This is a genomic window from Nocardioides sp., from assembly GCF_035576065.1.
Classification (GTDB): domain Bacteria; phylum Actinomycetota; class Actinomycetes; order Propionibacteriales; family Nocardioidaceae; genus Nocardioides.
This window is the reverse complement of record NZ_DATLWX010000045.1, coordinates 62,909-83,219: the sequence shown is the minus strand read 5'-3', so window position 1 is coordinate 83,219 and position 20,311 is coordinate 62,909. Positions and strand designations below refer to the sequence as shown.

Genomic DNA, 20,311 nt, shown 5'->3' with positions numbered 1-20,311 from the left:
GGCTCACTCCGCAAGGCGCGCGCGCAGCTTCTGGATCCGGCCGCGCTGCTCACGGATGCGCTCCTCGGCCTCGTTGAGGCGGGCGAGATAGGCCTGCGCCTCCCCGAGCAGCTGCTGAGCGTTGGCGGCTTCGCGATCGCGTTCGGCCTCGAGGGCGGCGATCCGGTCATCCCGCTCGGTCACGAGGTGATGGAGCCGGGACACCGACCCGGGCGGGAGGCGCAGGTCGAGCGCGTCGAGCTTGGCGCGGACCACGTCTTCGTTGCTGACCCACTCGGCCTCGGTGTGCTCTGCACGGGAGCCCTCCCCCTCGACCCACCAGCGGTAGGTGCAGGTCTCGGTCGGGCTGCTGGCCACACCCACCAGGCTGGCGGCGCGCATCAGGAAGTCCCAGTCCTCGGTGGTGTCGAGGGACTCGTCGAACCGCTGGCCCAGGTCCCGGAAGACCGTGAGCGGATAGGCCAGGGAAACCGGGGGCGTGTGGTTGACCAGGAGGTGGTCGACGAAGTGGAAGGTGTCCGGCCACAAGCGGTCCGCCGGTGCGACTGCCACCGCCTTCGGGCCGTCGGGGCCGACCTCGGCGCGCACCGGCTGTCGCACCGCGACCGAGCGCAGCACCCGCCCGGGGTGCGCGGCCGCCATGACATGGAAGGTCGCCACCCAGTTGGGTAGGGCCAGGTCGTCGTCGTCGAGGATCGCGATGTAGTCGCCACGTGCGGCCTCGAAGCCGTCATTGAGCGGCGAGGAGCGCCCCGGACGGACTGAATCGGTGACCCGCGTCCGCGCTCGTAGTCCCGCTGGGAGCTCGTCGACGACCTGCTGAACGACGGCTGCCTGCTCAGCGGCGACCCGGTGTCGCACGACGAGGACCTCGAAGTCCTGGTCCGTCTGCGCCGCGAGGCCGTCCAGCGTCTCGGCCAGCAGCCCCGGTCGCCGTCCCTGGGTGCGGGTGATCACCGTGAGGAACGTCCTCGGCGTCATCGGAACTCCTTCGTGGTGCGGAGGGGGTGCCACGGCCCTGTGGTCCGGAGGGCCGACCTCGCTGCCGCGCAGGCGATCAGGACGGTCAAGAACCAGCCCAACGGCGTCTGGAGCACCGGCTCGGTGAGGCCGCACACGAGCAACGCAAGAGCCAGCAGGACAACCAGTCGAACCGCAGCCAGCTCGGGGCCCGGGTCCGCCGACCCCGGATCCGCCGACCCCGGCTCAGTGCTGGCAGCGAGTCGCCCGAACGCCTGGCGGAGCAGCGAGCCGTAGCACAGGACCGCCAGGGTCACGCCGATGATGCCGACCTCTGCCAAGGCGTCGATGAACGAGTTGTGGCCGTGGGCAGCCCCAAACCCGATGCGCCCCGAGATCGAGTCCGCGACCGGGTTGGCCGGAGCTGGCAGCCACGCATGTGGCCAGACGGCGCCCACGCCCCAACCCGTGAGGGGTCGAGCCCGCACCACCTCGATGGTCGCCTCCCACAGGGGGATTCGCCCCGACAGCGTTGCATCGCGGCCGAGCGCCCTGAGCAGTGGACCTGTCACCAGGAGGATGAGGGCGATGACTCCCGCCCCAGCGACCAGCAGCCGCCAGCGAAACGTCGGTGAACGCAACACGACCTGGCTGTGGGCAAGGGCGACTGTGGTGAGCACGAGGACGGGCACGGCGACCAGGCCGGTGGCCGACTTGGTGAGCAACGTCGTGACGGCCAGCAACACGAACACCGGTGCCCACGCCAGCCATGCAGTCCAACGTCCCGGCACGACCGCGAGCAGAGCAGCGATCCCGAACACTGCGCAATAGGACAGGATGTTCCGGTGGGTGCCGACCCCGTCGAGGTAGGTGGGATCGGACCAGGCAACGTCGAAGATCGGCAGTGCTTGCCGCGCCTGCCAGAGAGAAACCGCGCCGAGGGCTGCCGCGCCGAGGGCGATGCCGGCCGCCACCCCGTGGATCGGCACGGCCGCTTCCACGAGGATCGCCATCACCGTGACGAGCACGAAGAACAACAGCCAGGTCCGGGTGATCGACGGCGAGATCGACCACCAGTAGGACAACGCACTCCACCCGACGAGCGACAGGACCAGCCATGGGACGACCGGGCGTCGCATCCGGGTCAGGCCGATGAGGGTGACCAGGGTGACTGCCGCTGCGCTCCAGAGCCAGGCATCACGGAAGTCCGGGACCACCGTGAGGGGATTGGACAGCAAGAAGACGGCCACGGCCACGCCCAGCGCGCCGGCAATCGTCCGGCAGTGGTCCATCACCGGGAAGCGCGCCGCTCGCTCGGCGGTGGAAGGAACGGTGGCGGTGCCGCCCACCCAGTTCCGGGTCACCAACGAAACTCCCACCTGTCAACGCGCCGAGCAACGCGAGCCATGCCCTCACAGCCGTGTCAGCGTACTGGCACGGACGCGGCAGCACGGAGGTCACGAGAACTTGGGCGGGATTTGCTCGGTGAGGGAGACTGCCTGACATGCGACGTCCCGCCCGTCTGGCCCTGGCGTTGGCCGGCGCGGTCGCCGGGGTGGCCATCGCGGCGACCGGCACGACGGGCGTGGGCCCGCGAGAGAGCGCGTATGTCGACGGCGCGGGGATCACGGTGCAGCTCGGGCCGCGGCTCATCGCGCCCGGCCCGACTCCCGAGCCTGCCGCTGACGCGGGCTACAGCGGGCAGGTCAGCGTCGACGGGGTCGGAGCCGGCCACACGGTGGAGATCCAGAAGTGGGTGGACGGAGGGTGGCAGTCGACTTCCACGCTGCGCACGTCACCGGATGGTTCGGTGGCTTTCGTCGCGAGCGGGGACGCTTGGTACAGAGCAGTGGCGACGGTCGAGGGCGCCGCACGTGCCCAGCGCTTCACCGCCGGCACGAACGGCCCGCTCGTCTGGCTCAGCGAGGAGTTCGAGGACGAGACCTTCCAGTTCGAGTGGCAGTCGGTCGATCAACCGGCTGACAGTGGTCGGTGTTCGCGTGCAGATCCGGACCGGAGCGTGATCAAGGACGGCGTCCTGGAGCTGTCCGTCGGGCTCGATAAGGACGTGCGGTGCGACCGCCGCGGGAGCGTGGGCCGGACGAACGGGCACTTCGTCGTCGACTCCCAGCTCGGTCTGGCCACTGTGGCCGCACGTGTCCGGTTCCCCCACGGATCCGGGTCCGCGGGGCGCGTGTGGTTGCAGCCGGCCGGGGCGACGAGTCCGTGGGTCGTCGACGACGATCACGACGGGGTGCTGATCGCCGGGACGGTGCCCGGTTCCCCCTCGGCGCTCGAGACCGGCGTGAGGTGGTTGGACCCCTCGGGGAAGATGCAGCGACACGTCCGGGAAGTACGTCGCGACCAGGCGCCCTGGGCAGACGGCGAGTTCCACGTGTACTCCGTCGACTGGTTGGTCGATCAGCTCGTGTTCCGGGTCGACGGCCAGCCGGTGAACACCGTCACCGGTGGGTACGTCGCGTTCCCACAGACCATCGGAGTCGCCCTGCTCAGTCCGGATTCCCTCGACTTCGACGCCCAGAGTGAGGACGGCGTGATGGAGGTGGACTGGGTGCGCGTCTACTCGCTCACGTCCCCGTGACGGCCGCCCTGCGCTCGGCCAGGGTCAGTCGCGGGCCGGGCGAGCTTCCAGCGGCCGGGCCGGAACGCCCACCACGGTGGTGCCGGGGAGGACGTCCCGCACCGCGCAGGCTGCTCCTCCGAGGGTTGCACCCCGCCCGACGCGCAGGCCGTTGAGCACGATGGCGCCTGCGCCGACAAGGACCGCATCCTCGATGATGCAGTCGCCCGAGATGCCGGCCAGCGGGTTGACGCTGACGTAGTCGTGGAGCTGTGTGTCGTGGCCGACCGTGGCGTTGGGATTGAGGTGCACGTGGTGACCGATCCGGACGTTGGTGCTGATCGTGACACCCGCGCACACCACCGTTCCCGGGCCGAGGACGGACACGGCCCCGCACGTCGCACTCGGATGCACGAGCGTGGCCGGTGTGAGTCCCGCCGCGTCGATGCGCGCGGCCACTCGTCGGCGGACCGCAGGCGAGCCGATCCCCACGACGTAGGAAGCTCCCTCGTGGTGGTCGCGCAGGAACTCCTCGATCGTGCCCAGGAAGGGCGCTCCTCGTGCCGCCAGGCGCTCACGATTGAGCTCGGTCAGGGCGTCGTCCACGACACCGAGGAGCTCCCACACCGGCGAGGTTGCGGCGAGGTTGATCGCCTCGACCACGTCGAGGGTCTCGCGCCCGAAGCCACCAGCACCGGCAACGACGAGGGGAGTGGTCACCGGGTCACTTTCCCACGACTTCCGTGAGGATCCGGCGATCAGGGTGGCGGGGCACCGACGCATATACTCGCCGCGGTCGAATCGGACGTGGAGGACTGGAGCAGAGTGCAACGCAAACGAGTGTTCGACCTGCTCCTGACCGCTCCGGTGTTCGTGGTGAGCCTGCCCGTCCAGGGGATCGTCGCGCTGCTCGTCCGCAGTCGCCTCGGGAAGCCTGTCCTCTTCCGCCAGCAGCGCCCCGGCCTGCATGGCGAGCCGTTCGAGATGATCAAGTTCCGCACCATGCTCGACCCCGACCCGGCACGCGGCCTGGTGGACGATGCTGACCGCCTGACGAAGGTGGGCCGTGTCCTGCGCGCCGCCAGCCTCGATGAGCTGCCGTCGCTGTGGAACATCCTGCGGGGGGACATGTCCCTCGTCGGCCCACGACCGCTTCTCATGCGCTACCTCCCGCTCTACTCCGCAGAGCAGGCCCGCCGCCACGACGTACGCCCCGGACTGACGGGCCTGGCGCAGGTCTCGGGCCGCAACGCGTTGACCTGGGAGCGGAAGTTCGAGCTCGATGTGCAGTACGTCGACCAGCACACGCTGCTCGGGGACCTGAGGATCCTCGTGGCGACGGTGGGCAAGGTGCTGCGACGAGACGGCATCGCCGCTCAGGACTCAGTCACGATGCCCGAGTTCACGGGCTCGACGCCCAGCCGCGGGCGTCCGGTGTGAGCAGCAGCATCCGGGCGACTTGGGGAAGAAAGGCGTGGGGACGAGAGCCGTTACAGTGCTCGTTGGTCGCCTTCGAACGGACACGTGACGAACGTGTCAAGGGCCGCAGACACACAGAACCAGAGGGGGATGGGGCATGACTCATGACGACGCCCGCATCGTGGCATCAGCAGACGTGGACGACGCAGCCTCCCTGGGCACGGGCACCTCTGTCTGGCACCTGGCCCAGGTGCGCGAGAACGCCGTGCTCGGTCGCAGCTGCGTCATCGGACGCGGCGCCTACGTGGGTCCCGGTGTCACCCTGGGTGACAACTGCAAGGTGCAGAACTACGCGCTGGTCTACGAGCCCGCTGTGCTCGGCCACGGCGTCTTCATCGGCCCCGCCGTCGTGCTGACCAACGACACCTATCCCCGCGCCGTGTCCGTCGACGGCACGCTCAAGTCCGCAGCCGACTGGGAGCCCGTGGGCGTGACCATCGGTGACGGTGCCGCGATCGGCGCACGGTCCGTGTGCGTCGCCCCCCTGCGGATCGGCCAGTGGGCGCTCGTCGCCGCAGGCTCCGTGGTGACGAAGGACGTCCCCGACCACGCACTTGTCGCCGGTGTTCCGGCCGCCCGCATCGGGTGGGTCGGCCGAGCCGGTCGGCGACTCGAGGAGTCCGAACCCGGACTCTGGATCTGCCCTGAGACGAGCGAGCGCTATCGGGAGACCCCCGACGGGCTCGCACTGGAGGAATCATGACCCAAGCAGCTTTCATCCCACCCGCGAAGCCACTCATCGGTGACGAGGAACGCGCGGCCGTCGACCGGGTGCTGCGCAGCGGCATGATCGCCCAGGGCCCGGAGGTCGCCGCCTTCGAGTCCGAGTATGCCGAGCACTTCGGCCTGGACCGTGCCTGCGTTGCGGTCAACTCGGGCACCTCGGGCCTGCACATCGGCCTGCTCGCCTCCGGTGTCGGGCCCGGTGACGAGGTCATCGTGCCGTCGTTCACCTTCGCCGCCACGGCCAACTCTGTCGCCCTCACCGGCGCGACGCCGGTGTTCGCCGACATCGACCTGGACAGCTTCTGCCTCGACCCGGCGAGCGTCGGGTCCCGGATCACCGAGCGGACCAAGGCCGTCATGCCGGTCCACCTCTACGGCCACCCGGCCGACATGGTCGGCTTCGCGGACCTCGCGACCCAGCACGGCATCGCGATCTTCGAGGACGCCGCGCAGGCACACGGGGCCTCGCTGAACGGCACGCCCGTCGGGGCGTTCGGACAGTTCGCGATGTTCTCGCTCTACCCGACCAAGAACATGACGTCGGGCGAGGGCGGCATGGTCTCCGTGGCTGATGACGAGACCGAGCGACTGGTCCGGCTCTACCGCAACCAGGGCATGCTGCGTCAGTACGAGAACGAGGTCGTCGGCCTGAACAACCGGATGACCGACATCCATGCCGCGATCGGTCGCGTGCAGCTCACCAAGGTCGGCGCCTGGACGGCCACCCGCCAGGCCAACGCCCGCTTCCTCTCGGACAACCTGGAGGGCGTCGTCACGCCACCGGTCGCCGACGGCGCGGAGCACGTCTACCACCAGTACACCGTGCGAGTCCCCGAGGGTCGCGACGGCCTGTCGGGCGCTCTTCGCGACGAATACTCGATCGGATCCGGCATGTTCTACCCGATTCCCAACCACCGCCTGGCGCCGTTCGCCACCTCTGACGACCTGCCGGTCACCGAGCAGGCGGCCAAGGAATGCCTCTCGCTGCCGGTCCACCCCTCGGTGTCCCAGGATGACCTCGAACGCATCGTCACCGCCGTCAACGCGCTCGCGAAGGCAGGTGCCTGATGACGACGCTGCGCGCCGGACTGGTCGGCATCGGCATGATGGGACGCAACCACGCGCGGGTGCTGCGCGAGATCGATGGTGTCGAGCTGGTCGGGGTCGCCGACCCGGCCGGTGACCGGCACGGTGTTGCCGGCGGAGCCCAGGTGGTCGACACCGTCGAGGCTCTCGTCGCGCTCGGTCTCGACATGGCTGTGGTTGCTGCCCCGACGGGCTACCACCTCGCGGCCGGTCTCGAGCTGGCGGCCGCAGGCGTGCCGACCCTGATCGAGAAGCCCCTGGCCGCCGACATCAAGTCCGCCGAGGAGCTCGTCGCAGCGTTCGAGTCCGGTGGGCTGGTCAACGCAGTCGGGCACATCGAACGGTGCAACCCGGCCCTCCGCTCGTTGCGCGAGCGCCTGGCCAACGGGGAGCTCGGTGAGATCTACCAGGTCGCGACCCGACGTCAGGGGCCGTTCCCCAACCGCATCGCCGACGTCGGGGTCGTCAAGGACCTCGCCACCCATGACATCGACCTGACGGGCTGGGTGATCCAGTCGCCATACGCCAGTGTCTCCGCCCAGACGGCGCACAAGAGCGGTCGTGAGCACGAGGACCTCATCTCCGTCACCGCGATGATGGCCAACGGCACCGTGGTCAGCCACCTGGTCAACTGGTTGTCACCCATGAAGGAACGACTGACCGTGGTGACGGGCGAGCGTGGCGCCTTCGTGGCCGACACGCTGCAAGGCGACCTCACCTTCCACGAGAACGGCGTCATCGCCACCGAGTGGGACCAGGTCCAGTCGTTCCGCGGCGTGAGCGAGGGCAACGTGACCCGCTTCGCGATCCCCAAGCCGGAGCCGTTGCGGGTCCAGCACGAGAACTTCCGCGACGCCGTCCTCGGTCAGGCGACCGAGATCATCACGATGCGCGAGGGCATGGAGACGGTCCGGGTCGCCGAGGCCTGCCTGCAGTCCGCCCGCGAGTCGCGCACCGTCCACGTCTCGGAGTTGATCACCACATGAAGATCGCAGTCATCGGCCTGGGCAAGATCGGGCTGCCCCTCGCAGCGCAGTTCGCGGACCGGGGTCACGAGGTGACCGGCGTCGACATCAACGCCGCCACGGTGGAGACCATCAACGCCGGCGACGTGCCGTTCCCGGGAGAGGACCACCTCGACGAATACGTCGAGCGGCTGGTGAAGTCCGGGCACCTCCGTGCGACGACGGACTACGCAGACGCCGTCCCGTCCGCCGACGCCGTGGTGGTCGTCGTCCCGCTCTTCGTCGACGGCGATGGTCGACCCGACTTCGGCTGGATGGACACATCGAGCCACGACATCGGCAAGCACCTGACGACCGACACCCTGGTCATCTACGAGACCACCCTCCCGGTGGGCACGACGAGAGACCGCTGGAAGCCGATGCTCGAGGCCGACAGCGGCCTGCGCGAGGGACACGACTTCCATCTGGTCTTCTCACCCGAGCGAGTGCTGACCGGCCGGGTCTTCGCCGACCTGCGGAAGTACCCGAAGCTCCTCGGTGGACTGAGTGCGGCCGGCGCAGCCGCGGCCTGCGACTTCTACGAGCAGGTGCTGACGTTCGACGAGCGCCCCGACCTCGAGCGCGGCAACGGCGTCTGGGACCTCGGCTCGGCCGAGGCCGCGGAGATGGCCAAGCTCGCCGAGACCACCTATCGCGACGTCAACATCGGGTTGGCCAACCAGTTCGCCGTCTTCGCGGAGAAGACCGGGATCGACGTCCACCAGGTGATCGAGGCGTCCAACTCCCAGCCCTACAGCCACATCCACCAGCCGGGCATCGCGGTGGGCGGACACTGCATTCCCGTCTACCCCAGGCTCTACCTGTCCGGTGACGCCGATGCGACGGTCGTCAGCGCGGCGCGAGCGGCCAACGCGGCCATGCCGGCACATGTCGTGGGCCGACTCGCCGAGCGGCTCGGAGACCTCACGGGCGTGCGGGTCGCGGTGCTCGGCGCGGCCTACCGCGGCGGCGTCAAGGAGACGGCGTTCAGCGGCGTCTTCGACACCGTGCGCTCCCTGCAGGAGCACGGTGCCGTGGTGACCGTCCACGACCCGATGTACTCCGACGAGGAGCTCGCGGGTCTCGGCCTGACGCCTCACCACCTCGGCTCCGACGTCGATGCGGTCGTGGTGCAGTCCGACCACGCCGAGTACGCCGAGCTGACTGGTGCCGACATCCCGGGATCGCGACTCGTCGTCAACGGCCGCCCCGGCCTCCGCATCGACCTGGGCGGCACGCCGGAGGTCCTCGTGGTCGGCGTGGGGACGCCCGAGTCATCGGTGGGCAACTGATGCGCGACGTCACAGTGGAGCAGATCCGCAGGAGGCAACCGTGGAGATGAAGGAATACCGGGCCGCTCTCGTGGCCGGCTGGAAAGTCATCGTGGCAACGGTGCTCGTCGCGCTCCTGATCGGCGGCGCGGTGGCTTTTGCGACGGCGAGATCGTCCGAGCCACAGTTCGCGTCGAGCCGCAAGGTGCTGCTGACCGTGCCGGGCACCGACTCGCCCGATGGTGAGACCTACGAGGAGTCCGGCCTGACGGCCCGGACGTTGTCCTACGCGGAGCTCGTCAATGGCACCGCGATGGCGGAGCGAGTCATCGAAGAGCTGGGTGAGGGCAGTGACGTCGGAACCGTGTCGGCGGTCGCCATCTCGAGCACCACGGTCCTCAACGTCAACGTCACCCACGGCGATGAAGAGCAGGCCAAGAAGGTCGCCGACACCTACGTCCAGCTGCTCCCCGAGGTCATCGCGGAGGTGGACGAACCACAGGACGACAGTGGGGCGGTCCGGGTCACCCTCATCAGCTCTGAAGATGGATTCGTGGTAGCCCCCTCGTCAGGGGCGCCCCGCATCATGCTGCTCGCGCTCATGATGGGACTCGGCCTCGGTGTCGGTTGGGCGTTGCTGCGCTACACCGCGTCGACAGAGGCCGCGGAAGCACGACCGTGAACGCCACGCCGCGGCCCCTCGATCTGTAGGCCCAGGGTCGTCGGCTCGGGCAGTGTCACGCCGGCACTGAGTGTGCACCGGCGCGCACGTGCCGGTAGATCACCACGAGGAAAGCGGCGTAGAACAGCGCCTGGGCCACCGACATGCTGAGCAGCGCGTGAGCTGCCGACGCATCCATCTGTGCCGCGACCACCAGGGCCGTCATCATCGTGCACAGCCCCACGAGATCACCGGCGAGCCCGAGCCGCACCTTGTCGTTGGCCAGGTTGCTCATGGTCAGCGGCGCCACCACGAACTGCACCGCGAAGCCCGGGATGAGGTACCTCGCCAAGTCCCCGGCCTCACGCCACTGGTCCCCGAAGGCCACCCCGAAGACGCCGGGAAGCAGGAAGAAGAAGGCGACGCTGAAGACCGCGGAGATCGCGGACAGGCTCAGCAGCGTCTGCTTGAAGAGCGGCAGCATGCCGCCTGATGCTCGGACCGATGCGCTGGCGCGTTGGAAGAACACCTGCGCCACCGCCCCGCCGATCAGCGCCAGCGGGATGGCCAGGATCCGGGTCACCAGGGAGTACTGCCCCAATGTCTCGGCGGAGTAGAAACGGGTGAGGAACACACCCACCAGCAGCAGGCTCGCGGTTTGTGCGAGCGCAGATGCGATGGAGAACTTCGGGAAGTCCGAGTATCTCGCCGCCACCCGTCGAAGGCGGCCCGGCTCCGGCCAGCGCAAGGCGCCATCGCGTCGCGCGCTGCGGACGAGACCACCGATGGCGACCGTGCTCGACAGGGCATTGCCGAGGATGAGCCCCGAAGGTCCTGGCAGTGCCTGCCCGAGGGCCAGCTGGGACCCGTTGCCGGTGAGCGCCTGGACGACCCGTGCGCGGGCCAGCAGCGGAAACTGCGCCGAGCGCGTCGCCAGGTAGCCGAGCGCACTGAAGACCCCGGTCAGGAGGACGACCGGGGCCACCAACGGCAACCATGGCGCCAGGTCCGGGTTGCCCAGCGCCTCGGCCACGTGATCGGAGAAGGCCAACGCGCAGACGAGAAGGCTGATCGAGAAGCCGAGCGTGATCGCCGCGCACAGGACGACCAGAGCAGCCGCGTCAGCAGCCTTCTCCGGCAGGACGACGGCCAAGTCGTATCGCCCGCACGCCACCACCCCGAACACGGCGCTGAGCGAGGTGAACAGGGCCAACAACCCGAACTCGCTCGGCGTGTACATCCGGGTGAGCAGGGGTGCCGCCGCGATCGGGATGACCTGCGCGAGAGCGGTGCCAGCCATCAGGGCGCTGACCCCCGCCAGGAATCCGCCACGGTCGCGTGGTGGCAGGCGAGGCCAGCGTCGGGTCGTCTCGCTTCGCGGAGGGTTCTCCGGACTCACTGGTCACGCTCGGACACGACCTGCGTGCCGGGACCCGTCTGCCCGTCCGGGCCGGGACCCCAGCCCGTTCGAGGAAGCAGGAAGAGGACGAGGATCAGCGACCAGATGCCGTGAGTCAGGATGGAGGTGAAGATGTTGGCACTGGAGATCACGATCGCCATCCCGACGCACACCACGCCCACCACGGCGGGCGGCAGACCGTCAGAGCTTGCGTCCAGTGCCAGCAGGACCACCGCATACATGATGGCGACGATGAGCATCCCCAGGTAGCCGAAGCTCAGGTAGCCGTGCCCCCAGATGTTCACGTTTGCGTGCGTGGTCGCATCGCGGACGAACTCGCGGCCGACGATGAACGCCGGGTCAAGGGCCTCATAGGGATTGTTGTTCCCCAGGCCCAGCTCGGAGAAGTGCGTCTTCTCCCGTGGCTTGAAGACCATGACGTAGGCGACCGTCAGGGCTCCGGGGATCACCAGGAACCGACGGATGAACAAGGTGGTGAACGAGTAGGAGTTGCTGAGCCAGTCCAGGAGCAGCGAGCCGACCGTGAGGAAGGAGGCGAGCAGCATCATCTGGTAGCCCCAGACCGTCCGTCTCCGGAGGAGGAGGTAGGTCCCCACCACAGCGGGCACAGACAGCAGCACGCTCTTCTGGCCCTCCCACATGAAGATCAGCAGCTGGCCGCCTGCGCCGACCGCGAACGGCATGAACTTGCGAGCAAAGAGGCCACGCGCCATCAGGACCGGGTTGACGACGTTGTAGACGCTCGGAAGCAGGCGAGCCACCAGGCTGCCCTCGATCGCGAGGCCGAACTCGGCCCTGACGGCGTAGACGTCTCCGGAGATCAACAGGTCGGGCACACCGGCAAGGAGCAGCGTGTTCAGGTAGACGAGCCCGACCACCACGGCCATGGCTGCCCACACATGGCGACTCGGCCGGGGTCTGAGCTGGCCGAGACTGAGTCCCCCCACCGTCAGTGCCCGACACAGCATCAGGCTGGCGAAGACAGCCAAGGCCAACCGCGTCGCCTCCGCGGGTGACACGGCGTCCATGTATTGCGCCAGCAGGATGCTGGGTGCGCCGGCGATCACGAATGGCATCCACTGCAGGAAGTCCGATGCCCGGCGGCAACGTCTCGGCAGCGCGACGGCGACCGCACCCACCAGGACGAGCGCCAGCGCGTAGCGGGCGATGTCGGGTGTGCGGTAGGTCAGACCCTGTTCGGCGAAGTACGGCGAGACCTGATAGCGGTAGGCCAGCTGGAGCACGGTTGCGTAGACGAGAACAGAGACGCAGACGGCGGGGACGTGGACGGCCTCATGGACCGAGAACTGCCGGGACGAGCGTGGCTGGTGCGTCGGCGTCGCGACGCGTCCAGACATGGTCATCCCGCGCTCCCACCTCCGCTGAGGGTCTGTGTCACCACGACACCCTTGACGCAGTCATGCTGTCATATCGGCAGCCCACCTCCATCTCGACCGTCGGGCTGAGGTGAATACGGCCCAGCGCGCTCTGGCCGGTAGCATCGCCCGCACCCTTGTGCGCCGACATCGCCCCTTGGGGGCGAGCGTTTCGCGTGCGAGACCCACTGCAGCCATGGAGGACCGTTGCCGAGATCAGTTCGAGCCCGGAGGGGCAACGGCCTGTACCTCCAGATCTACCCCTCGTCACTGGAGAACGCCAGTCGTATGGGCAAGATCGGACGTGCCGCGCAGGACAGCGGCGTGTTCTCCGCGACCCACCTGGTGGGTGTCGGCACTGGGCTCGAGCCCGCGGAGGAGGACCTCGGGGCAGGACTCCTGGTGGTACGACTTCCGGCGCGCAAGTTCTCCGGCGGCACGCTCGGGCGAGTCCTGCGCGTGGCGGTCTGGTACAGCCGAGTCCTGGGACGATACGGCCGCGAGCCGGTCTCGCTCATCGCCGCTCATAGCGTGTGGGTCCTTCCGCTGTGCTGGGTCCTGAGCAAGCGGACCGGCAGCAAGCTCATCTACAACGCGCACGAGCTGGAGACCGAGACGATCTCCATGTTCGGCATGAAGAAGAAGATCGCCCAGCGGATCGAGGCGCTGCTGATCGGGCGTTGCGCTGTGGTGTCTGTGGTCAACGAGCCGATCGCCGAGTGGTACGAGCACCGATATGGCATGTCGCGCCCGGTCGTCGTGGGCAACACACCAGTGATGGTGGACAGCCACGAGGGTCTGCGAGAGCGCCTCGGTGTCGGCCCGGACCCGCTGCTGTTCATCCACACCGGCCACCTGGTCGTCGGGCGAAACATCCCGCTCATCCTCAAGGCGTTCCACGGGTCGCCCCATCATCTGGTGTTCCTGGGCGACGGGCCGTACAAGGACGACATCGTCAAGGCTGGGCAGCGCAGTCCCAACATCCATTGGCTGCCCCCGGTGCCCCACGACCGGATCGTGTCCAACGTTCGTGAGGCTGACGTCGGCCTGTGCCTGATCGAGATCCACCAGGACCTCTCCGACCAGCTGTCCTCGCCCAACAAGCTTCTCGAATCGCTTGCCGCCGGGATTCCCGCGCTGTGCACCGACCTGGTGGAAGCCAGACGCCTCATGGGCGAGCTCGCTGAGGGCTGGATCCTGTCTGACCCCGAGACCGAGCTCAGCACCGTCCTGGAGACCATCGACCGGAGCCGGGTCACGGTGTTCAAGCAGGCGTGGGGTGGACTTCCGTCGTGGGACGAGGAAGTGGCGTCCTGGGTCCAGGCCATCACTGGGGTCGTCGGTCCGAGCGCGCCTCCTCGTGGGGTCATGCCTCATGAGGTCGACCTCCGCCAGGACTAGGCGCCAGCCGGCCATGGGACGAGGTGCGCGTGAGCAAGATCGGCCGTAAGTCACATGTCATGCTCACTGCGGGCGCGGTCGTCGCGGTGCTCATCACGGTGCTCGTCGCGGTCTTCGTCACGGACGCACCCCCCTCCAGCCGGGTGCCGGTCAGTCCTTCCGACTCTCCGTCCCGTCTGGTGGACGTCCTCCACGCGCGCTTCGATCCGGCGTTCCCCGGCCGGGGAGTGACTGACTACCCCGGCAACACCGAGGAGCACATCCCGAAGGCCTACGCGATGATCCTCCTGGCCGAGATCGAGCGCGGGCGACACGGGATCGAGTCAGATCTGCCCGACCTCGGGACGTCGGCAGGCCGCTGGCTCCTGGACAACGCCGAGCTGGATGCGCAGGGCGCGACGGGCTGGGGCGTGCCGGTCGCGTGGGACGCGTATGGCGACGAGTCGGTGAATCCGGCAAACACCGTCTACTCGATCTCGACCGGGATCGTCGCTGACGCCTTGCTGACCTGGATGGAGACGGACCCGGACGCTCCCGGGCAGGAGATCATCGCCACGGTGTCGTCGGCCTTGGACGGCTTCGCCCAGGCGCCGAAGACCCCGGACGGCCTGATCGCCTACTCCTTGGAATCGCCGGATCAGCCGTACGACACGTTCAACTCGGCGGCCTACCTCGCTGGCCAGATGCAGCGGTTCGCGAAGTATGCCGACGACCCCGCGCTGGCGGCCCGGTTGCGATCCACTGCGGATGCCACCGTCGCCTCGCTGGTGCGTCACCACCAGATCAGTCCCTCGAAGTCGTGGTACTGGCGATACTCCATCCAGGAAGACGTCACCAACGACCTCGCGCACGCCGGCTACATCGTGGAAGGGCTGCGCACCTACGTGCGCGAGCGGGGCCGGCTGTCGCCCGACGTGGACCTACCCGCGGTCGTCAGCCATCTCCGCGACTTCTTCGACGAGACGGGCACCCCTCGTGGCTGGCCGGACTTCCAGACCGACATCGACCGGGGAGCCCGTCTCTACGACATCGGGATGGCCCTCCACCTGAGCTGCTCCGAGCCGCGGCTCGCCCCGCTGACGGACAAGCTGACGAAGGTCGTCGACAACTACCGCGCGGGTGAGTCCGGCTTCTCGAGGTATCCCGCGGGAACCCCAGATGAAGCACCGCTGGTCGTCAACGAGTACGAGGCCTATCTGTGGCGCGGCCTGATGTCGTGCAGGAGCAAGGAGTCGACCGGCCCGGGCCTGGACAAGCTCCGCTCGCCACGGCCATCCGGCGCAGCCCCCGCTCGGCTTCCGGGCAGCACCGTCCCCTTGGTCCGCATCGGTTCGGGGGCGACGAGGAGCGGAGTGTCGTTCGATGGCGAGCGGTCCAGCCTGAGGCTGCCGTGGTCGCCGGCGCGTCGCGTGGCCGAGGACGGGCTCATCCTCGAGGCGATCGACGACGGAGCAGGCGGGGTCCTCATCACGCGGGGCCATCCTCGCAACGACCTCACCGTGGTGACTCTCGACGAGAGTGGCCGAAGGCGGGGCAGGCTGACGATCAGGTCGTCACCGGGCAGCGCCCCGATGTTGCGTGCGGCCGCGTTCCATCGCGGCGCTCTCCATGTCGTCTACTACGACAACCCGAGCCTGACGAACTATCTCGCCCGCTACCGGCGCCGACCGGGCGGTTACGTCAGGCAGGGCGAGCCGGTGGCGCTGCCCACGCTGGAGGACCCAGCCGGTCTCACGTACGAGATGATCCCAGCCCTGTCTCTCGTCGCGGCCAAGGACCAGCTGCACCTCATCGGCGGGACGCTCAGTGCCACCGTGAACGAGGACGGGTCGATGACCTCGTCGCGAGTCCCCAACTGCCTGCGTGTGTTGGAGGCGGTCGCACTGCCTCGAGGACCAGTGGTCCTGTGCCTGCAGAAGCGAGAGTTGGGCGTGTCGGCCCCGTTCGAGCTGCATGGGCCGGAAGGCGTGCGGCTTCCGCGGCTCGGCGGCGGTGGAGGGGTGCCGTTCGGCCTAGGCGTCGTCGACGGGAACGTCCGCATCAAGGTCGCTGACACTCCGCGGGGGCTGGCCGCCATGTTGCGGTTCGATCTCCAGCGAGCCAACTCCGGGTGGCTTGAATACGGGACCGACAACGTCGAGGGTCGTGTCGCTTGGTCACAGATCTACTACCTGAACGGATTCCTGGACTTTCTCCTGCTCGCCGGAGGCGACAAGCAGGACTGGCGGATGTTCTCGTCGCTTCTTGAGCAGATGCGGGCGCGTCTCGACCAGGAGCTGGTGATGGCGGACCGGCACTGGCGGTCCGGCCGCTATGAGACGCGCGCCTTCACCGTGGATCGGAGCCGAGCACTCTTCGCGGTCCAGACGTCGCGGTTGCTCCTGCTGATGGAGCGCTACACCGACGAGCTGCGCGATCCGGCGGGGCTTCCGGGCCACAGGGAGCTGCGCGCTGCAGTCACCCGGCTCACCGACCACATCGAGGTCCTGGCCCGCGAGGGGCAGGAGCCACACTGGTTGCCGTCGGGTGTCCCCTACCTCAGATGGCCCCAGGGCAGCGCGTTCTCCTTCGACGGCTTGAACGTGCCGTACAACCATCAGAACGAGTGGGCCTACGCGTTGCTGAGGTCAGGAACCAACGAGCGAGCTGAGGCGACTGCGCAGGGGATCGTGGCGCACTTCCTTCGCCACGTCGCGCCCGATGGTCGCCTCCCGCACACCGGTTCCTGGGACTATTGGTGGGGACAGGCGTACGACGGCTGGACCGAGGCGGACGACGTCTCGGACAACAAGCCCGCCTACGACGGTGACCGCATCGAGGCGTGGATCTCCTTCCGTTCGATCGACGCCATGAGTGCCCTGGCTGCGGCCCCGATGCTGGATCCAGTGACACGCCTCCACCTGCGATCCTCGGCGGCGTCGCTGGTGCGGGAGGGCAAGCTGTACCCGTTCGTCGGATACGAGCTGCGGCGGGCGGGTGTGGAGCTCGACCTACCGAGCGCGGTCGCGCGTCGCCACATCCGCGTGTCTTCCCCGTGGGAGCTGCAGAACGCTGCCTGGGCATACTCGGCAGAACTGACACGGCTCGCTGGCAAGAAGCGCTGAGCTCGCCGTCAGCTCGCCCTGAGCTCGCCCGGGGCTCGCCGCTCGCTGGTCACGACGAAGCAGACATCCATGCTCCGACGGCCTACCATGGCGCAGACATTGGGCCCGGGGGATGCTGAAGCGTGCCACGGGCCGCACGCTGAGAGGGAGTATCGACGATGTGTGGAATCTTCGGATTCGTTGGGGAATCCGGGTTGGCCAAGGACGACATCGGGGTCCTCGTGCACCACGCCGAGCAACGAGGTCGGGACTCCAGTGGGCTCATGGTCCACGGTGCCGGGGGCTACGCGCTCTACCGAGCCGACTTCGCGATCACCAAGCTGCTGAAGCGCACCGATGTCGCGTCGAGCCGGGTCTTCTTCGGTCACAGCCGCCTGATCACCAACGGGTTCGCCGACAACCAGCCGGTCGTTCGCGATGACGTGTACGTCGTCCACAACGGCATCGTGGTGAACGACGACGACGTCTGGAAGACCCTTCCGCTCGATCGCCGCCAAGCCATCGACACCGAGATCATCGCCGCCCTGATGGCTCACCGCCTGGCCGAGGGCGACGACCCCGAGGCCGCCGTCGCCGAGGTGCTCGCGCAGTGCAAGGGGGTCGTCGCGTGCGTCATCGGCCTCCCGAAGCTGGGCAAGCTGGTGCTGTTCTCCAACAACGGCAGCCTGTACCTGGGCACGACCCCCGCCGGTCAGGTCTTCGCCTCCGAGCGTTTCCCGCTGGCCCAGATCGGTGCCGAGGACATCGTCGAGGTGCGCTCCGCGGTGCTGCTCGACATCCCCGTCGTGCAGGACGAGGTCTCCGTGCGCGAGTGGAAGCACGACCGTCACGACCTCGTGCCCGCGCTCGGTGTGCTGAGCGAGGAGGCCGACCTGCTGGCCTTCCCCGAGCCCGAGCTGCGCCGGTGCACCCGCTGCATCCTGCCGGAGACGATGCCCTACATCCGCTTCGACGGAGATGGCGTCTGCAACTACTGCCTCCACTACAAGCCCCGCAACATCCCGCGGCCCAAGGAAGAGCTCTTCGACCTGGTCGAGCCCTATCGCCGGGCCGAGGGCAACGACTGCCTGGTGCCCTTCTCGGGTGGCCGTGACTCCTGCTACGGCCTGCACCTGATCGTCAACGAGCTGAAGATGAAGCCGGTCACCTACACCTATGACTGGGGCATGGTCACCGATCTCGGCCGACGCAACATCAGCCGCATGTCCGCGGAGCTCGGCGTCGAGAACATCATCGTCGCCGCCGACATCCGCAAGAAGCGCGAGAACATCCGCAAGAACCTCACCGCCTGGCTGAAGTCCCCGCACCTCGGGATGATGAGCATCCTCACCGCAGGCGACAAGCACTTCTTCAAGCACGTTGAGACCATGAAGACCCAGACCGGCATCGGTCTCAACCTCTGGGGGATCAACCCCCTCGAAGTCACTCACTTCAAGGCGGGTTTCCTCGGAGTGCCGCCCGACTTCGAGGAAGAGCGCGTCTACAGCCACGGCGCCATGAAGCAGCTGCGCTACCAGTCCCTCCGGATGCGCGCCATGGCCCAGAGCCCCGGATACTTCAACAGCTCACTGTGGGACACGCTGTCCGGCGAATACCACCGCAGCTTCCGCGAGAAGACCGACTACTTCCACGTCTTCGACTACTGGCGCTGGGACGAGGCGCAGATCGACGAGACGCTCGACCAGTACGACTGGGAGCGCGCGACCGACACCCCCACCACGTGGCGTATCGGCGACGGGACGGCAGCGTTCTACAACTACGTCTACTACACCGTCGCAGGCTTCACCGAGCACGACACCTTCCGCAGCAACCAGATCCGTGAAGGCCAGATGACGCGCTCCGAAGCGTTGTCGTTGGTGAAGGCCGAGAACCAGCCGCGCTACCCCAACATCAAGTGGTACCTCGACGCCGTCGGCCTCGACTACGCAAGCGTCATCAGGACTGTGAACGCCATCCCGCGACTCCACCAGGGATGAGCAGCTCCAAGACCATCTGGTACGTCTCCAAGTACGTCGCACCTCCCCAAGGTGAGTCGGTCGGCGGGCGTGGCTATGAGCTCATGCGCGAGCTCGCGGCCCTGGGTCACACGTGCGTCATCGTGACGTCGGACGCCAACCACCTCGCCGAGACCCCGACCCTGACCGAACCGGTCCTGGTCCAGCAACGCGACGGCCTCAGCGTCCACTGGCTGCGCACCTTCAAGGCGGCGACCGCCAAGTCCTGGCAGCGCATCGTGAGCTGGCTGCACTTCGAGTGGCGCCTCTCGCGCCTCGACACCTCGAAGCTGCCCGCGCCCGACGCAGTGATCGTGTCCAGCCTGTCACTCCTGACCGTGGTCAACGGTCTCGTGCTCAAGCGGCGCCACCGCACGAGGCTGGTGTTCGAGGTCCGCGACATCTGGCCCCTCACCCTGGTGGAGGAAGGCGGGTTCACGCCCGCCAACCCGCTGGTCCGGGCTCTCGGGATGGTCGAGCGGTTGGGCTATCGGCGCGCGGACGTCATCGTCGGCACGATGCCTGCCCTGGGCAAACACGTCCGCGAGGTGCTGGGCGAGGAACGTGAGGTCCACTGCATCCCCATGGGCTTCTCCGGTCGTGCGATCCCGGACGAGCCCGCGCCCGAGCCCCCGGCGGCGCGGTCCGCGGGCGGCCCGATGGTCGTCGGCTACGCCGGCACCGTCGGGATCACCAACGCGCTCGAGTCCTTCCTGGAGGCGGCGAGGTCCCTGCGGGACGAGCCCGGCATCCGCTTCGTCGTGATCGGCGACGGGCCGCTGCTCGCGTCGTTCAAGGAGCAGTACGCCGACGTCGGCTCCGTCTCGTTCGTGCCCAAGGTGCCCAAGGACCGGGTCGCGGCCGAGCTCGACACGTGTGACCTGCTCTACCTCTCCACCTATCCGTCCAAGGTGTGGGAGTTCGGGCAGTCCCTCAACAAGCTCATCGACTACATGATGTCGGGTCGTCCGATCCTGGCGTCCTTCAGCGGGCATCACTCCATGATCAACGAGGCCGACTGCGGTTCCTTCGTGCCGGCCGGGGACACCGACGCCGTCGTTGCCGAGCTCCGACGCTATGCCGCCATGCCTCCGGAGGAGCGGGCCGCCATCGGTGCGCGTGGGCGCACCTGGCTGCTGGAGCATCGTAGCTACGAGCGCTTGGCCCGGGACTACCACGAGATCCTGTTCCCCGGGACATCACTCCCGGGCGTGGGCGTCGAGCACTCCAGCTCCGCCTGACGGGCAG

16 protein-coding genes are annotated in these 20,311 nt (G+C 68.2%); 11 read left to right on the top strand and 5 right to left on the bottom strand.

Features of this window, described 5'->3' with window-relative positions; genetic code table 11:
• Positions 1-3: 3 nt before the first annotated feature.
• Complete coding sequence (locus tag VNJ48_RS20710) at positions 4-981, bottom strand: glycosyltransferase (RefSeq protein WP_325605682.1); 978 nt, start codon at positions 979-981, stop codon at positions 4-6.
• Complete coding sequence (locus VNJ48_RS20705) at positions 978-2,324, bottom strand: O-antigen ligase family protein (RefSeq protein WP_325605681.1); 1,347 nt, start codon at positions 2,322-2,324, stop codon at positions 978-980. Before VNJ48_RS20705 ends, VNJ48_RS20710 begins: the two co-directional genes overlap by 4 nt.
• Before the next feature lie 140 nt (positions 2,325-2,464).
• Here VNJ48_RS20705 and VNJ48_RS20700 point away from each other — a divergent pair, with 140 nt between their 5' ends.
• The gene (locus VNJ48_RS20700) at positions 2,465-3,562 is read left to right on the top strand and encodes a glycoside hydrolase family 16 protein (protein WP_325605679.1); all 1,098 of its coding nucleotides are present in this window, start codon (positions 2,465-2,467) and stop codon (positions 3,560-3,562) included.
• A 24-nt stretch (positions 3,563-3,586) separates the two neighbouring features.
• On the opposite strand, the gene VNJ48_RS20695 is transcribed toward VNJ48_RS20700, so the two are convergent.
• Positions 3,587-4,261: an acetyltransferase gene (locus VNJ48_RS20695; protein ID WP_325605677.1), complete on the bottom strand. Its 675-nt coding sequence runs from the start codon at positions 4,259-4,261 to the stop codon at positions 3,587-3,589.
• Between the two features lie 105 nt (positions 4,262-4,366).
• Here VNJ48_RS20695 and VNJ48_RS20690 point away from each other — a divergent pair, with 105 nt between their 5' ends.
• The 6 genes from VNJ48_RS20690 (at position 4,367) to VNJ48_RS20665 (ending at position 9,789) form a co-directional block, all read left to right on the top strand.
• Positions 4,367-4,981, top strand: a complete 615-nt coding sequence (locus tag VNJ48_RS20690) for a sugar transferase (protein WP_325605675.1) — start codon at positions 4,367-4,369, stop codon at positions 4,979-4,981.
• Positions 4,982-5,117: 136 nt separating this feature from the next.
• Complete coding sequence (locus VNJ48_RS20685) at positions 5,118-5,723, top strand: acyltransferase (protein ID WP_325605673.1); 606 nt, start codon at positions 5,118-5,120, stop codon at positions 5,721-5,723.
• The gene (locus tag VNJ48_RS20680) at positions 5,720-6,814 is read left to right on the top strand and encodes a DegT/DnrJ/EryC1/StrS family aminotransferase (RefSeq protein WP_325605671.1); all 1,095 of its coding nucleotides are present in this window, start codon (positions 5,720-5,722) and stop codon (positions 6,812-6,814) included. Before VNJ48_RS20685 ends, VNJ48_RS20680 begins: the two co-directional genes overlap by 4 nt.
• Positions 6,814-7,818, top strand: coding sequence for a Gfo/Idh/MocA family oxidoreductase (locus VNJ48_RS20675; RefSeq protein ID WP_325605669.1), 1,005 nt, complete (start codon positions 6,814-6,816; stop codon positions 7,816-7,818). The genes VNJ48_RS20680 and VNJ48_RS20675 overlap by 1 nt, the downstream gene beginning before the upstream one ends.
• Entirely contained in the window at positions 7,815-9,128 is a 1,314-nt protein-coding gene (locus VNJ48_RS20670; protein WP_325605667.1) for a nucleotide sugar dehydrogenase, read from the top strand. Before VNJ48_RS20675 ends, VNJ48_RS20670 begins: the two co-directional genes overlap by 4 nt.
• 40 nt (positions 9,129-9,168) lie before the next feature.
• On the top strand, positions 9,169-9,789 hold the full coding sequence (locus VNJ48_RS20665; RefSeq protein WP_325605665.1) for a hypothetical protein: 621 nt from the start codon (positions 9,169-9,171) through the stop codon (positions 9,787-9,789).
• Positions 9,790-9,844: 55 nt separating this feature from the next.
• Here VNJ48_RS20665 and VNJ48_RS20660 read toward each other — a convergent pair whose 3' ends face one another.
• Both VNJ48_RS20660 and VNJ48_RS20655 read right to left on the bottom strand, forming a co-directional pair.
• Entirely contained in the window at positions 9,845-11,068 is a 1,224-nt protein-coding gene (locus tag VNJ48_RS20660) for a lipopolysaccharide biosynthesis protein (RefSeq protein WP_325605663.1), read from the bottom strand.
• 95 nt (positions 11,069-11,163) lie between these two features.
• Positions 11,164-12,552: a hypothetical protein gene (locus tag VNJ48_RS20655; RefSeq protein WP_325605661.1), complete on the bottom strand. Its 1,389-nt coding sequence runs from the start codon at positions 12,550-12,552 to the stop codon at positions 11,164-11,166.
• Positions 12,553-12,771: 219 nt separating this feature from the next.
• Between VNJ48_RS20655 and VNJ48_RS20650 the strand changes: the two genes are divergently transcribed.
• The 4 genes from VNJ48_RS20650 to VNJ48_RS20635 all read left to right on the top strand — a co-directional run bounded on the left by VNJ48_RS20650 (position 12,772) and on the right by VNJ48_RS20635 (position 20,304).
• Positions 12,772-13,965 carry a glycosyltransferase gene (locus tag VNJ48_RS20650; protein ID WP_325605659.1) on the top strand — a complete coding sequence of 398 codons (1,194 nt, stop codon included), beginning with the start codon at positions 12,772-12,774 and terminating at the stop codon, positions 13,963-13,965.
• Between the two features lie 29 nt (positions 13,966-13,994).
• The gene (locus VNJ48_RS20645; protein WP_325605657.1) at positions 13,995-17,069 is read left to right on the top strand and encodes a hypothetical protein; all 3,075 of its coding nucleotides are present in this window, start codon (positions 13,995-13,997) and stop codon (positions 17,067-17,069) included.
• A gap of 158 nt (positions 17,070-17,227) precedes the next feature.
• Entirely contained in the window at positions 17,228-19,045 is a 1,818-nt protein-coding gene (locus tag VNJ48_RS20640) for a hypothetical protein (protein WP_325605655.1), read from the top strand.
• Positions 19,042-20,304: a glycosyltransferase family 4 protein gene (locus VNJ48_RS20635; RefSeq protein WP_325605653.1), complete on the top strand. Its 1,263-nt coding sequence runs from the start codon at positions 19,042-19,044 to the stop codon at positions 20,302-20,304. Before VNJ48_RS20640 ends, VNJ48_RS20635 begins: the two co-directional genes overlap by 4 nt.
• Positions 20,305-20,311 lie beyond the last annotated feature (7 nt).